The sequence below is a fragment of the Pleomorphomonas sp. T1.2MG-36 genome, from assembly GCF_950100655.1.
GTDB lineage: Bacteria > Pseudomonadota > Alphaproteobacteria > Rhizobiales > Pleomorphomonadaceae > Pleomorphomonas.
Genome location: NZ_CATNLY010000001.1, coordinates 523,072 through 536,723 on the forward strand (window position 1 = coordinate 523,072; position 13,652 = coordinate 536,723).

The following is a 13,652-nucleotide window of genomic DNA, read 5'->3' on the forward strand; positions in this document are numbered from 1 at the left end:
CTGGAACTCCTGATATCCACGGTCAGCTGCTGCTCTTGGCGTCGAGCAGGGCTTGAAGGTAAGCGAGGGTCGATTGCGCTGTGCTGATTGAGGCCTGAAGACGGGCATAACGGGTGGTCAGATTGTCCCGGTAGGTCTCGGCCCGCGACGTGATGGTGTCGATCTGATCCTGATAGTCGTCATTCTTCTCGGTGAGATTGGTCACGATGGTCGTGAGCGTGCCGTCGTCCGAGTTTATGGAGCTGTCCACAAGATTGTAGATTTGCTCGGCGATTCCGGAGGCCTGATTGATGGTCACCGTTTGCGACGTGGAGCCGGTAAAAACCAGCGTGTACCCCTCATAGGCGGTGCCGGCGACGCCCTTGATGCGGCTACCGGACACCGTGAACAGTCCGGACTCGCCGTTGACCGTTACCGAGGAGAGCGCGCCGCTCTCGTCCACGGTGATGTCGAGCTGGAACGTCGATGGCGCGCTTGTGCCGCGATACAGCACGCCGACATCGCTCGAGGAGCTCTCGAAAGTATAGCCGAACAACTGCTGAACACGTTCAGGATCTTCGAGGAGTATGTCGTCGAGCGTATCCTCGTCATACTCGAGGTAGTTGTTTTCGTCGAAGCTGAGGCCGATCGCCGATATGGACGCTTCGTCGAGCGAGAAGTTCAAAGCCGAGGCGACCTGCTGATTGATGCTGCGGATGCTCGCATCGCCGAACAGCACGGAGTCCGCCGATGCTCCGCCGCCCGTCGCCACCTGTTGCTGTGAGATGGCCCATTCGCGATAAGCGTTGTAGGCATCCACGAACGCAACGACCGCACTCTTTATGTCGGATAGATTCTGGCCGATCTCGACGGTGATGGACTGATTGTCTGTCGTCGTCGAATAGAGATAGAACGTCACGCCATCGATGACGTCGCTGATGTCGTTGGTCGATCGCGTGATCGTAACTCCATCGACGGTGAAGATGGCATTTTGGGCGGCTTGCAGTTCGTCGGCAAAAGCGCCCTCCTCGTCGATCACCCCCAGGCTTTGCAAGACGCCGTCCGGATCGCCGACGCTGATGGTCTGACCGGTCTCGGAAGTCGTGAGGATGAGTTCGTAGGAGGAGTCGGACACCTTGAGCACGGTGGCCTTGATGCCGCTGGTGGCGTTTTGCTTGTTGATGGCGGTTGCGATCTCGGAGAGCGACATGTCCTCCGTGACGTCGATGGTCACCGCCGTCCCGCCTTCGACGCCGAGTTTGATGCTGCCCGACAGAGACAGGTCGCTGCTGGAAGACGCGTAGCTGCTGCTGGCGACCTTGTGGGCCATCGCCAGTTGCTTGACGGTTATCGAGTAGCTGCCGGTTTCCGCGCCGGCCTCGGCAGAGACGGACAGGGTGGAGTCGGTATCGACGTTACCGACGGACGTGAGATAGGCTGTCCGTTCGTTGAAGACGTCGTCGCTGCCTCCTGAAGAGTCGGTCGCCACTCTCAGAGCCGACGCCGTGTCCTGCAACGTCGAGAGAAGACTGGCAGCGCCCTGGTAGGCGGCGATCTTGGTCTCATTGTTGGTAATCTTGGTTTCGTAGGTATCGGCCTTGGCCAGCTTGGCCTGATAGAGCTCCTCGACGAGGCCGTCCCAATCGATCGATGACGTGTCGGTGGAGGCATAGTTGGTCGAGGTCGAGCCACTACTCGACGTAGAGGTACTGCTCGCCGTTGTCGACGCGGTCGAACTGGCAGTGGCGCTGGTGACCGAGGACATGAGACCTCCTCCGCCGCCCCGAACCGGGGCGGCATGATTGAAGGAAGGCGCGTATTTTGCGCCTTCCGCTCTTCAGGCTTGCCGAAACTTACTGCAGCAACTTCAAGAGGTTCTGCGTCATGTCATTCGCCGACGACGCGGCGGCCACGGCGGCCTGGACCTTGACTTCGGCGGAAGCGAGCTTCGCCTCCTCGGACGCAACGTCGACATCGGTGATCGCAGAGTTGGCCGCCTCGAGGTTTTCGATGGATGTGGCGATCGATTCCGAGGAGAACTCGAAGCGGCTTTCCTGAGCGCCGATGCTGGCGCGAGCCGCCGACACCTTGTCGATAGCCGCGTCGATGGTGTCGAGCGCGCTGGTCGCGTTGTCCTGGGTGGATACACTGAGCTGCTGCGTGCCGGAGCCGGTCGTCGAGATCGTGGTGGCCGAAGCATCGCTGGTGAAGCCGAGGTCCTTCAGGATCGAAGAGCCGGTCGCGGCCGTATAGTCCGTATCGGTGGTGTTGACCGAGATGCTGAGCGAGCTCGCACTGCCCGTGCTGGTCGAGGTGTTGGAGATGCTGAGCTGGCCGTTGGCGTAGGAGAAGGAAGCGCCCGTCACCGAAGCGGCCTCGAAGGCAGCGCCGATCTCATTGCCGGACAGCACACCGTCACCGTCGGAGTCGGCAGCGCTGTCGAGGGTGACATCCACAGCGGTGCCGCCATCGACGCTGACGCTGAGCACGACCGACTTGGCGTCGGTGCCCTGGCCGATACCGATGGAGACATTGCTGAGGTTGGCGGTGATGTCGTTGGCTTCCGAGGTGGAAAGCCCCAAGGTCGACGACGTCAAATCGTCGATCGTCACCTTGATGGTGTCGGAAGCCGAAGAGCCGACCACGATGCTGGTGCCGCCCGTGGACGAAGCAAAGGCGGAGGAGCCGTCGAGAAGGCTCTCCCCGTTGAAACGGGTGCCCGAGGCAATGGTATCGATCTGCTCGGTCAGTTCCTGGAATTCCGCATCGATGTAGGTGCGCTCGCTGTCGGTTACGGTGCCCGATGCCGACTGGGTGGCCAGCGTCTTCATACGCTCGAGGATATCGGAAATGTTGGACGCGCCGCCGTCGGCTGTCTGCAGCACTGACACGGCCTGCGTGGCGTTGGTCGCCGCTTGATTCAGCGTGGCCACGTCCGACGAGATGCGAGTGGAGATGGCGAGGCCGGCGGCATCGTCGGACGCCTGGGTGATGCGGGAGCCGGAGGCCAGCTTGGACAGCGACGACGACTGCTCGGCGGCATTGAGGTTGAGGTAGCGGACGGCGGAGTTGGCGGCGGTGTTCGTGGAAATGACGGGCATGGCGCTCTGGTCCTCATCGATGGATGACGTTTCCTCCTGTTGGGAGGACGCCGGCGCGAGGCGTCATCGCCCCTCGCTTCGTGTCTTCAACGGATGAGCGGGAGCCAACCCGGCGCTTTTTGTTCTCCGCACGCTGATTTTATGGTTAATTCTGGGTAAACGACTGACGGATATCGTCTTCCGCCCGCGCGAGATGCTTGCGAAGCTGCTGCCGGCCACGCTTCAGAAGGGACTCGACGGCCATGATCGTCGTCTCCATCACCTCGGCGATTTCCGCGTTCGACATGGACTCGTGATAGCTGAGGATGACGGCGACGCGCTGCTGATCCGGAAGGCGGGAAAGCGCGGTTTCCAGCAGGCTGGTCATGGACGCGCGGTGCAGGCGCGTCAGTGCGTCCTCGGTCTCGTCGGCCACTTCCGGCGCGGTTTCGATATCGTCCATCGCCGGCTTGCGCCTGAGATCGATGCAGCGGTTGGTGATCACCCGATAAAGCCAGGTAGAAAACTTGGCCCGCCCGATCTCCATCCGCTTCCTGTGCGTCCAAAGCTTCAGGAAACTGTCTTGAACCACATCCTCGGCATCGTCGGAGTTCTTCAGGATACGCAAGGCCAACGCGAAGCCGCGATCGGCGTGACGCTCCACCAGGAGAGCGAACGCCTCGCGATCGTCGGCGGCGATCCGCTCAAGCAGGAGATCGTCCTCGCTTCGAGGCGACGCCGCCGGAGCGCTTCTCGCCATGTCCCGAGACACCAACGGCAACGGAACCGTAGCGCCGAACGAACTTGCTGCAGCCATCATCGCACACCCCTACCCCTTACACCGCATCCGGTTGAAACGCCCCTCTTGGACTTTGTACGAAGCAGGGAAGAAATTCAGGCGCACAAAAACGAGAATTCGTGGAGAATTATAAGTATAGGCAAATACTTCCTGGAAGGTTCGGCAAGTTGTTCCGCGAGGAAAAATCTGCCGGGTAGCTATTGCCCATCGCCAACACCATCGAACCCGAGTTTTCCGCCCTTTCTCCACAAGATCGCTTTCAAAATGCAATTGAGGCCAACATCAACGCTGACTTGGTGAAAGGACGCTGCAAACCCTGTGCTACTTTTCTAGTTTTTATCAGTTTTTACAATGAGTTACATATAGTTGCAGTCAGCAACGGCGGTCGGCACTTATTACCCATGCCTACGGGAGAGCGAGCATCGGCCGGCAATCGATGCCGGCGGGCCAAAGCGAGCCGGCCGAACGCGTCAAATCCAGCTGGGAAATAATGGCCGGGCCGGCGAACGGGAACTTGCCTAGGCGCGGAAAGACTGCAGGATGAAGGCAAGACCCGGCTCGTCGACGACGATGGCGGCGTCCTCGGGGCTCATCCACTTGCGATGTCGCTCCTGGCGCTCCGGCCAGTCGGCGAGATGTTCAGTCACCTCAAGACTGTAGACGTCCACGTCGACGAGCGTGAAACAGTCGTCGAGGCGCTTCCAGTAGCGGTAGCGGCCAATGGGCGCCTTGGAAGGCTTGCCGAGCACGCCGGCCTCTTCCATTGCCTCGATCGCGGCGGCCTTGCGATCGCTCTTGCCCTTCATGCGCCATCCCTTGGGGATCAGAGGGCGATGCGTCTCGCGGGAGGAGACGAGCAGCACCGACACGTCGCCATCCGCCGTCCGCCGAAACGGCAGGGCTGCGACCTGATGCTGAACCTTCTCCTTGGCGACTGCCTTGCCCATGATATCCCAATGACGAACGCAGACGAGTCGGAACCCGACTCGATCCAGCTTAACTAGTTTATCTGCGAAAAGTTTCCAGTCCGTAGAGAAACGAAAGCTCGATCGAGGCTACATCTACGCATTTCGTCGCGATTTGACCATATGCACTTTCCAGCAACGATCGTCATCGACACGCCGCAATTGCTGGTACATTGTTCATTCGCACAATGATCGTTTGAGGAGGAAACTCCAACCATGCCATTTACCACTATCGACACTCGCACGGCCCTTGTCGTCATCGATCTGCAGAAGGGGATCGCCGCGCTACCGCCACAGGACCTCGCGCGCCCGGCGATCGCCAACGCCGTCCGGCTGATCGAAGCCTTTCGTGTCTCCAAACGGCCCGTGGTTCTGGTCAACGTTGTCGGCGGCGCGCCCGGCCGAACCGACAAGAAGCCGAACGCCGACAGACCGGCCGATTGGGCCGAGCTTCTCCCCGAGCTCGGTCAGGCGCCCGACGACATCCGTATCAGCAAGAAGACCTGGGGTGCCTTCACCGGGACCGACCTCGATGATCGCCTGCGCAATCTCGGCGTCACCGGTATCGTCGTTTGCGGAATCGCCACCAGCCGAGGCGTGGAATCGACGGCCCGTTTCGCCCATGAACTCGGGTACAACGTCGCCCTGCCCGTCGACGCCATGACCGACGCCAATCCGGAGGCGCATCGGCGCAGCGTCGAACTGACGTTTCCATGGATCGCCGAAACCGGCACCACCGAACAGCTTATCGCCTTGCTGAAATAGGGTCAGGCGAGGAAACGCCGCGCCAGAGCATGCAAAAAGATGGGGCCACGCTCGAGCAGCGCGTCGTCGAAGTCGTAGCGGCTGTTGTGCAGCCCCGCGCTGTCGCCGTTGCCGAGGAACAGATAGGCCCCCTTCACCTTCTCAAGCATGAAGGCGAAATCCTCGCTGCCCATCATCGGTCGATCGAGCGGTTCGAAGGCGTCATCGCCGAAGGTGTCGCGGATGACCTCGATCGCCAGACCGACCGCGGCGGCGTCGTTGATGGTGACGGGATACCCGACCTGCCAGTCGATGCGCACCTCGGCGCCAAAGCTCTCGGCCTGGAGACGGGCGATATCCTCGAACCGCCGGCAGAGACGAGACCGGACATCCGGATCCGTGGCGCGCAGGCTGATCTCCAGCACCGCTTCATCGGGTATGACGTTGCAGGCCGAACCGGCATGGAAGGCACCGACAGTGATCACGCCGGCTTCCTGCGGCGGCACGTTACGCGATATCACTGACTGCAGCGCCATGACGATGCTGGACGCTGCGACCACCGGATCGACCGTATCCTCAGGACGAGCGCCATGGCCGCCCCTGCCCCGCACCGTCAGCGTCGCCGCGTCGATTGCCGCCATCATGGCGCCCGTCCGCGCCGAGAAGCGACCGGCGGCAAGGCCCGGATAATTGTGAAGCGCGAAGACCGCCTCGCATGGGAAGCGATCGAACAGCCCCTCTTCGATCATGCGCGCGGCGCCACCGGCCGTTTCCTCGGCCGGCTGGAAGATGAAATGCACCTTGCCGCGAAAATCGTCGTCGTGAATGAGGCGAAAGGCGGCGCCGATCAGCATGGTCGTATGGCCATCGTGACCACAGGCATGCATCATGCCCGGTATCCGGCTCGCATAGACTGCTCCCGTCTCCTCGACGATAGGCAGGCCATCCATGTCGGCCCTGAGGCCGATTGCCCTGTCGCCACCTCGATCGAGCGCCGCCACGAAGCCCGTGGCGGCAAGACCGCGCGTCACGGTCAGCCCCCAGCCTTCCAGCAGGTCGGCGACGAAGGCGGAGGTCTGTCTCTCCTCGTAGCCGGTCTCCGGCATCTGGTGCAGGCGGCGGCGAATATCGACAAGCTCCGGCAGAAAAGCCTGGAAGACGGATTCGTCCATGATGTCAGCCCTGTTGCGGTCGCGCCGGCTGGCGATAGAGCGTCATGCGGCGCTCGACCTCGGCCATGACGCGCGTCAGCACCACGACCACGGCGAAATAGAGAAGTCCGGCGGCGATCAACGGTTCGAAGATCAGCAGCGATTGGCGCTGCATCATGCGCGCCGTGCCCATCATTTCCATGATGGTGATGGTCGAGGCGAGCGACGTCGACTTCAGGAGGATGATGACGTCGGAGGTCAGGACCGGCAGGCAGAGCCGCAGCGCCTGCGGCAGCGTGACGCGCCTGAGGATCGTTAGCGGGCGCATGCCCACTGCCACCGCCGCCTCGATCTGCCCTTTGGGAACGGCGAGGATGGCGCCCCGGATGACCTCGGCATTATAGGCGGCCTGATTGAGCGACAGTGCGAACACCGCGTACCAGAGTCCGTCGCGCAAGTAGGGCCACAGGAAGGAATGGCGGATGAAGGTGCCGGGCAGCACCTGGCCGAGCCCGTAATAGATCAGGTAGAGCTGGACCAGAAGCGGCGTGCCACGAAAGGCGAAGGTGAATGCCTTGGCCGGCCAGGCGGACGTGCGCCTGCCATAGACCATGGCCACCGCGATGAGCGTCCCCATCAGCAGGCCGAAGACGACGCCCGTCACCGTCAGGAACAGCGTGAGCGGCATGGCCGCAATGAGCGGCGGCAGAAACGACACGACGTGAGCGAGGGCGTCCATCAGCGGTAACCCCGCGAGAAGCGCCGCTCGATACGGGAGATCGCCCAGACGGATACCGCCGTGATCATCAGGAACAGCACGGCGGTGATGCCGTAGAAAAAGATGTACTGCCGCGTGCCCGCCGCCGCCCGATAGCCGACGTAGAGAAGATCGTTGAAGGCGCCGAGAACCGAGATGATGGCGCTTTCCTTGGTCATCTCCAGCCAGAGATTGCCCATGCCGGGGATGGCATGGCGGATCATCTGCGGCGCGACGATGCGGACGAGGATGAGCCCCCGGTGCATGCCGAGCGCCAGGCCTGCCTCGATCTGTCCGAGCGGCACCGCAAGATAGGCGGCCCGCAACACCTCCGCCATGAAGGCACCGGACACGAAGGCCAGCGCCACGACGGCCGCCCAGAACGGACTGACCTGGAAGGTGTCGTCGGCAAGGCCAAATCCCTTCACCAGCCGCTCGATGCCCGAGGCGATGGAGAAATAGAGCAGCAGGATGACGAGGAGTTCCGGCAGTGCCCGCACCACCGTGGTGTAGACCCCGGCGATGAAGCGGACGGCACGCCAGGACGATTGTTTTCCGACGGCGCAGACCGTGCCGAACACCAGGGCGATCAGGTAGGCCGATATGGACACCTTGAGCGTGGTGACGATGCCCCAGAAGAGATCGTCGCTCCAGCCCGTGTCACCCCAGCTGAGCAGTGAAAGAGTTCCGTCCATCGCGCCATCCGAAAGAGAAACCACCGCCGGCCTCCATGAGGACCGGCGGCGGCTGAAGTCGGAGCTTATTTTTTGCCGTCGACCCAGTGGGCAATGCTCTTGTCGAGCGTGCCATCGGCCTTGATCGAAGCCAGCGCGTCGTCAACCTTCTTGAGGGTGGCCGCATCGCCCTTCTTGACGACGTAGCCGACGCCTTCGCCGAGCACCTTGTTCTCGGGCGCGGCGGCCTTGATGTCGAACTCGGCGCCCTGCGGCGTCGCCAGGAAGGTGTGGAGATAGAGATCGGGCGACAGCACGAAATCGATACGGCCGGCGGCGAGGTCGGCCATCGAGTTGTCGGCGGTGTCGTAGGCCTTCACCTCGATCTCGGGATAGTACTTGGTCACGTACTGGTGCTGCACGGTCGATGCCTGCACGCCGAGGATCTTGCCCTCGAATGCCTTGGGATCGAGGATCTTGGCACCATCCGGCGCGTCGACGGTGCCGATCGTGACCACTTCCGACTTCGGGCCGACCAGCGACGTGCCCTCGGTGTAGTAGGAGGCGCTGAAATCAACCGTCTCGCGACGCTCGTCGGTGATCGAGAAGGCGCCGACTGCCACGTCGAGCTTGTTTTCCTTGAGGGCCGGCAACAGGCCGTCGAAGGCCATGGCGGAAATCTCGCACTTCACTTTCATGCGCTCGCAGAGGGCATGGGTGATATCGGCCTCGATGCCTTCCCACTCGCCGGCGGCATTGACCTGACCGAACGGCAGATAGGGCTCCGGCGTCATGCCGATCCTGATCACGTCCTCGGCGAAAGCCGGCAAGGCCACCGACGAGGCGACGGCAAGCGCCAGCGCCGTTTTGACAACGATATTGGACATTTGGGACGTTCCCCTTTTCTTCGACATCAATCTCTTCGCTCAACCCGCCGGTTCAGCCCCGCCGCCACCGCAGCGACATGCAGGAAAGGCCGGCATCGATCTTGCCGATCTCGGTGGTCTTGAGCGGCACCACCTTGTAGCCGTTGGCGGCCAGGAGCTCGGCGGTGCGCGGATAGTCGGAACCGACGAACACCACGTCGTTGACGCGCAGGGCGTTGGCGGCGGCTTCCTCGCCGGCCGGCACCAGAAGCGTCTTGAAGCCCTTGAACACGCCGGACCGCTCGAGGCGACCGGTGGTCAGCACCGTCTCCTCGTCAAGGAGCGAACAGTCGGTCTTGAAATGCAGCACGTCCTTGGGCGTCTCGACGATCTCGCCTTTGCGGCCGAGTTTGGCCAGGCATTCGATTAGCGCCTCGGCGCCTTCCCGGTTTGTGCGGGCGGACAGGCCGATCATGACGCTTTTCTGCGTCGTCAGAACGTCGCCACCATCGGCAAATCCGCGCGGCAGGTCGACGACGGTCGAGAACAGGCGCTTCAGCACCGGTGCGATCTCGGCTGTCTCGCCAGCGCGAGTCGGGGCGCCCGGCCTCAGCAGAATGGCCCCTTCCGGGAATACCAGCGCGGGATCCTCGACGAAGATCGAGTCGGGGAAGGCTTCGAGCGGCGGCAGCACCGTCACTTCGACGCCGGCCAGGCTCACCGCATGAATGTAGGCGGCATGCTCGGCGAGAACGCCGGCATAGGTGGGATTGCCGCGATCATCGGCGCGGAGGCCGTTCACCACCGACGAGGACGGCGTGCGGACGATGAAGGAATCGAAACGATAGACGGGAAGAGTGCTGGCCATTCGGACACCTTGATGGAAAGCGCTGTCATAGACGAACCGTCCGTCAGGGTGCAACAACCGGAAAGGGCATTGTCCTTCGTGAGAAGACGGATGCCGGCCGAACGTGCGTCCGGCCGGCCACGGAACTGGCGGAAGCGGCAGGACTGCCGCCCCCGATGTCTCACTTCAGCGAGTAGAGGTTGATCTTGAAATACTTGTCGTTGATCGTCTTGTAAGTGCCATCGGCGACCACTTCGTCGATGGCCTTGTTGATGGCCTCCTTGAGCGTGCCATCTTCCTTGCGGACGGCGATGCCGACGCCCTCGCCGACGAAGGCCGGATCGGTGATCGGCTCGCCGGCCAGCTTGCAGCAAGCGCCGGCTTCCTTGTCCACCCAGTCGAACATCGGCAGGAAGTCGCCGACCTGCATGTCGAGACGGCCGGCCGCAAGGTCGAGATTGGCCTCGTCCTGGGTGGGATAGGTCTTCAGCGTGGCGCTCGGATAGGTCTTCTCGATGTACTCGGCCTGCGTGGTGCCGGCCTGCGCGCCGATGATCTTGCCCGACAGCGCCGCGTCGGAGAACTCGGTGATGTCGCTGTCCTTTGGCACGACGTGGGTCATCGCCGCCTTGTAGTAGGGCTTGGTGAAGTCGACGACCTTCTTGCGTTCCTCGGTGATGAACATCGAGGCGATGATCATGTCGTATTTCTTGGCGAGCAGCGCGGGAATGATGCCATCCCAATCCTGCGCCACCACCTCGCACTTGACCTTCATCTTCTCGCAGAGGGCGAGACCGATCTCGACATCGAACCCCTTGATGGAGCCGTCGGTGTCCACATAGTTGAAGGGCGGATAGGCGCCCTCGGTGCCGATCTTCAGCGTCTCCTCGGCGTGGACGGCGAGAGCCGAGGCAGCGAGTAGCGCGGCGGCGGCAAACCCGCGAATGATGCTTCTGGTCATTGTGACTGTTCCCCTGGTAAGGCGCGGGCCGTTTATTGTCTTTGCCCGTAGCGCTGAAAGATTAGCGGCAAATCGCAGGGGATGACAATTCTCTGTCAGGAAATTTGTTGGTCCATTGCCCCATCATTCTCCCTGTCGTTTCAGAATCGCGGAAAAACTGGGGTCGAAGGCGCGGCGGATGGGATCGGCGGCGGCGCCGATGGCGACAGCCCAGGGGTCGGTCATGCCCAGCCGAAGGCGTGGCACGGCGCGCCCGGCCGTCGGCACCAAGGACGGGCGCAACGGTTCGATCGCGGCGATCAACCGATGCATCAACGAGCCGGAAACGCCACTCGACAGGACGACGGTTTGCGGGTCGAACAACGTCTCTGCCGTATGAACGGCCAGCCGCAGATCGTACCCAGCCCGTTCGATCCAGTCGCCGACGCGCCGGTCACCCGCCAGCACCAGCCGTTCCAGCTTGTCGAACTGCTGCGGATCGGCCGGATCGATGTCGACCTGCGCGTAAAGAGAAGCGATGGAGGCGCGATGCTCCAACGGAACGAGGTTATCCGGCTTGCCGAACAGCACCATGCCGATTTCGCCGGCGTTGCCGTTGGCACCACTGTAGAGTTCGCCGCCAAGGATCAGCCCGGCGCCGATGCCGTAGCCGACATAGATGCAGACGACGTGATCGAGGCCGTGCGCGGCTCCCACCATGCGCTCGGCGGTGGCGCAGGCTGCCGCGTCGTTCTGCAGGCTGACGGCAAGGCCGGTGCCAGCCGCCAGCCGATCCACCAGAGGAAAGCTCTGCCAGGCCTGCATGAGCCACAGGCTGTCGTCGGCGATGGCGACGCCGAACGGGCCGGGCATCGCCACGCCGATACCGGCGATACGCGCCTCGGCCTCCGGCCTCCCGGCCGCGAACCTGCCCCTCACCTCGGAGAGCAGATCGAGCAGCACCCCGACGCCCTCCTCCGGTGCGCGCGGTGGCACCTTGGCGGTGGCGCGGGCCAGGATATTGCCGACGAGATCGACGACGATGGCGCGGCTGATGTGACGATCGATCTGAAGGCCGATAGAGTAGGCGCCGTCGGCGACAAGGCGATAAGGCGTCGACGGCTGCCCTCGCCCCTTGCGCACCAGTTCCTCGGACGCGACGAGGCCTTCGTTCTCCAGCGTCTCGACGAGATTGGACACCGCCTGCTTGGTGAGGCCGGTGGCACGGGCAAGATCGGCGCGTGACAGGGCACCGTTCACCCGGAGCGCGTCGATGATGACGCGCCGGTTGTGAGCGCTGGTTCCCTCGTGATTGGCGCCACTCTTGGCGCGGATCGGCCGCTGTTCGTTCATGCCCAAATCCATCTTGACAGCAGTTGATATTTCGCCCACGAATTAGTCAAGCAATTTGACTTAATAAGGAACCGAAGAGTTCCGGGGAACGCTAGTCCGCCCGAAATGGTGTGACGACGCTCCATGCCATCGGCCCGTCGGGCCATCACACGACCGGTCGTGGCGGCACATTACCGCCGCGATCCCTTCCGCGTAGTCACCGACCAAAGGGAGCCCACAATGAACAGGTTTTTCGGCAGGACACTCCTCTCCGCGACGCTTCTGACGGCGCCGCTTTCCCTTCCGGCTTTCGCCGAGACGCAGATCAATGCGCTGTTCATGGCCCAGGCCGCCTATAGCGAGGCCGACGTTCGTGCCATGACCGAGGCCTTCACCAAGGCCAACCCCGATATCAAGGTCAATCTGGAGTTCGTTCCCTACGAAGGCCTGCACGACAAGACCGTGCTCGCCCAGGGTGCCGGCAACGCCTACGACGTCGTCCTGTTCGACGTGATCTGGCCGGCCGAGTTCGCCGCCAACAACGTGCTGGTCGACGTCACCTCCAAGATCACCGACGACATGAAGACCGGCGTGCTGCCCGGCGCCTGGACCACCGTCAAATATGACGGCAAGTTCTACGGCATGCCCTGGATCCTCGACACCAAGTATCTGTTCTACAACAAGGAAATCCTGGCAAAGGCCGGCATTGCCAATCCGCCCAAGACCTGGGAAGAGCTGGCCGCCGACGCCAAGATCATCAAGGACAAGGGCATCCTCGCCTCGCCGATCGCCTGGAGCTGGGCGCAGGCGGAAGCCGCCATCTGCGACTACACCACGCTGGTCAGCGCCTTCGGCGGCGACTTCCTGAAGGACGGCAAGCCGGCCTTCCAGTCGGGCGGCGGTCTCGACGCACTGAAGTACATGGTCGACAGCTACACGTCCGGCATCACCAATCCGAACTCCAAGGAGTTCCTGGAGGAAGACGTCCGCAAGGTGTTCGAGAACGGCGATGCCGCCTTCGCCCTCAACTGGACCTACATGTACAACATGGCCAACGACCCGAAGGACTCGAAGGTCGCCGGCAAGGTCGGCGTCGTGCCGGCGCCGGGCGTGGCCGGCAAGAGCGAGGCATCGGCCGTCAACGGTTCGATGGGTCTCGGCGTCACCACGGTCAGCAAGCACCAGGATGAGGCGTGGAAGTACGTCGTCTTCATGACCTCGCAGGCGACGCAGAACGCCTATGCCAAGCTCAGCCTGCCGATCTGGGCCTCTTCCTACGAGGATCCGGCCGTCACCAAGGGCCAGGAAGAGCTGATCGCCGCCGCCAAGGTCGGTCTCGCCGCCATGTATCCGCGCCCGACCACGCCGAAGTACCAGGAGATCTCCGTCGCCCTGCAGCAGGCGATCCAGGAGGCCCTGCTCGGCCAGTCGAGCCCCGAGGACGCGCTGAAGACCGCCGCCGACAACAGCGGCCTCTGAGCGCATGATCGCACCGGGCGCCCCACGGCGCCCGGTCCA

The 13,652-nt window shown here is 62.7% G+C and carries 12 protein-coding genes and 2 pseudogenes; 2 read left to right on the top strand and 12 right to left on the bottom strand.

The genetic code is table 11. From position 1 onward, the window contains the following. Nucleotides 1-22: 22 nt before the first annotated feature. From fliD to QQZ18_RS02540, 5 genes and pseudogenes are all read right to left on the bottom strand, one after another. On the bottom strand, nt 23-1,744 hold the full coding sequence (gene fliD / locus QQZ18_RS02525) for a flagellar filament capping protein FliD (protein WP_284537687.1): 1,722 nt from the start codon (nt 1,742-1,744) through the stop codon (nt 23-25). An 88-nt stretch (nt 1,745-1,832) separates the two neighbouring features. Beyond that, nucleotides 1,833-2,132 (bottom strand): annotated as a pseudogene (locus QQZ18_RS23740) (flagellin); the annotation flags it as partial. A gap of 402 nt (nt 2,133-2,534) precedes the next feature. After that, a pseudogene (locus QQZ18_RS23745) lies at nt 2,535-3,080 on the bottom strand (flagellin); the annotation flags it as partial. Nucleotides 3,081-3,225: 145 nt separating this feature from the next. Beyond that, nucleotides 3,226-3,819: a sigma-70 family RNA polymerase sigma factor gene (locus QQZ18_RS02535; RefSeq protein WP_284537689.1), complete on the bottom strand. Its 594-nt coding sequence runs from the start codon at nt 3,817-3,819 to the stop codon at nt 3,226-3,228. Between the two features lie 557 nt (nt 3,820-4,376). Next, nucleotides 4,377-4,805 carry an NUDIX hydrolase gene (locus QQZ18_RS02540; RefSeq protein ID WP_284537690.1) on the bottom strand — a complete coding sequence of 143 codons (429 nt, stop codon included), beginning with the start codon at nt 4,803-4,805 and terminating at the stop codon, nt 4,377-4,379. A gap of 234 nt (nt 4,806-5,039) precedes the next feature. Here QQZ18_RS02540 and QQZ18_RS02545 point away from each other — a divergent pair, with 234 nt between their 5' ends. Further along, on the top strand, nt 5,040-5,588 hold the full coding sequence (locus QQZ18_RS02545) for a cysteine hydrolase family protein (RefSeq protein ID WP_284537691.1): 549 nt from the start codon (nt 5,040-5,042) through the stop codon (nt 5,586-5,588). 2 nt (nt 5,589-5,590) lie between these two features. Here the strand turns inward: QQZ18_RS02545 and QQZ18_RS02550 are convergent, their stop codons facing one another. The 7 genes from QQZ18_RS02550 to QQZ18_RS02580 all read right to left on the bottom strand — a co-directional run bounded on the left by QQZ18_RS02550 (nt 5,591) and on the right by QQZ18_RS02580 (nt 12,155). Then, nucleotides 5,591-6,739, bottom strand: a complete 1,149-nt coding sequence (locus QQZ18_RS02550; protein WP_284537692.1) for a M20 aminoacylase family protein — start codon at nt 6,737-6,739, stop codon at nt 5,591-5,593. 4 nt (nt 6,740-6,743) lie between these two features. After that, nucleotides 6,744-7,457: an ABC transporter permease gene (locus tag QQZ18_RS02555; RefSeq protein ID WP_284537693.1), complete on the bottom strand. Its 714-nt coding sequence runs from the start codon at nt 7,455-7,457 to the stop codon at nt 6,744-6,746. Continuing rightward, entirely contained in the window at nt 7,457-8,170 is a 714-nt protein-coding gene (locus tag QQZ18_RS02560) for an ABC transporter permease (RefSeq protein WP_284537694.1), read from the bottom strand. The genes QQZ18_RS02555 and QQZ18_RS02560 overlap by 1 nt, the downstream gene beginning before the upstream one ends. 65 nt (nt 8,171-8,235) lie before the next feature. After that, nucleotides 8,236-9,036, bottom strand: a complete 801-nt coding sequence (locus QQZ18_RS02565; RefSeq protein ID WP_284537695.1) for a transporter substrate-binding domain-containing protein — start codon at nt 9,034-9,036, stop codon at nt 8,236-8,238. 52 nt (nt 9,037-9,088) lie between these two features. Beyond that, nucleotides 9,089-9,883 carry a dimethylarginine dimethylaminohydrolase family protein gene (locus QQZ18_RS02570; RefSeq protein WP_284537696.1) on the bottom strand — a complete coding sequence of 265 codons (795 nt, stop codon included), beginning with the start codon at nt 9,881-9,883 and terminating at the stop codon, nt 9,089-9,091. 160 nt (nt 9,884-10,043) lie between these two features. After that, complete coding sequence (locus tag QQZ18_RS02575; protein ID WP_284537697.1) at nt 10,044-10,823, bottom strand: ABC transporter substrate-binding protein; 780 nt, start codon at nt 10,821-10,823, stop codon at nt 10,044-10,046. Between the two features lie 123 nt (nt 10,824-10,946). After that, on the bottom strand, nt 10,947-12,155 hold the full coding sequence (locus QQZ18_RS02580) for an ROK family transcriptional regulator (protein ID WP_284537698.1): 1,209 nt from the start codon (nt 12,153-12,155) through the stop codon (nt 10,947-10,949). 219 nt (nt 12,156-12,374) lie between these two features. Between QQZ18_RS02580 and QQZ18_RS02585 the strand changes: the two genes are divergently transcribed. Then, a complete protein-coding gene (locus tag QQZ18_RS02585; protein ID WP_284537699.1) occupies nt 12,375-13,613 on the top strand; it encodes an extracellular solute-binding protein in 1,239 nt (412 codons plus the stop codon). Nucleotides 13,614-13,652: the final 39 nt, after the last annotated feature.

What these genes read in the sequence shown, in the direction of transcription:
- QQZ18_RS02570 (WP_284537696.1), bottom strand. Translation starts at nt 9,883, where the DNA reads ATGGCCAGCACTCTTCCCGTCTATCGTTTCGATTCCTTCATCGTCCGC.
- QQZ18_RS02560 (WP_284537694.1), bottom strand. Translation starts at nt 8,170, where the DNA reads ATGGACGGAACTCTTTCACTGCTCAGCTGGGGTGACACGGGCTGGAGC.
- QQZ18_RS02580 (WP_284537698.1), bottom strand. Translation starts at nt 12,155, where the DNA reads ATGAACGAACAGCGGCCGATCCGCGCCAAGAGTGGCGCCAATCACGAG.
- fliD (WP_284537687.1), bottom strand. Translation starts at nt 1,744, where the DNA reads ATGTCCTCGGTCACCAGCGCCACTGCCAGTTCGACCGCGTCGACAACG.
- QQZ18_RS02540 (WP_284537690.1), bottom strand. Translation starts at nt 4,805, where the DNA reads ATGGGCAAGGCAGTCGCCAAGGAGAAGGTTCAGCATCAGGTCGCAGCC.
- QQZ18_RS02565 (WP_284537695.1), bottom strand. Translation starts at nt 9,036, where the DNA reads ATGTCCAATATCGTTGTCAAAACGGCGCTGGCGCTTGCCGTCGCCTCG.
- QQZ18_RS02585 (WP_284537699.1), top strand. Translation starts at nt 12,375, where the DNA reads ATGAACAGGTTTTTCGGCAGGACACTCCTCTCCGCGACGCTTCTGACG.
- QQZ18_RS02535 (WP_284537689.1), bottom strand. Translation starts at nt 3,819, where the DNA reads ATGGCGAGAAGCGCTCCGGCGGCGTCGCCTCGAAGCGAGGACGATCTC.
- QQZ18_RS02545 (WP_284537691.1), top strand. Translation starts at nt 5,040, where the DNA reads ATGCCATTTACCACTATCGACACTCGCACGGCCCTTGTCGTCATCGAT.
- QQZ18_RS02550 (WP_284537692.1), bottom strand. Translation starts at nt 6,739, where the DNA reads ATGGACGAATCCGTCTTCCAGGCTTTTCTGCCGGAGCTTGTCGATATT.
- QQZ18_RS02575 (WP_284537697.1), bottom strand. Translation starts at nt 10,823, where the DNA reads ATGACCAGAAGCATCATTCGCGGGTTTGCCGCCGCCGCGCTACTCGCT.
- QQZ18_RS02555 (WP_284537693.1), bottom strand. Translation starts at nt 7,457, where the DNA reads ATGGACGCCCTCGCTCACGTCGTGTCGTTTCTGCCGCCGCTCATTGCG.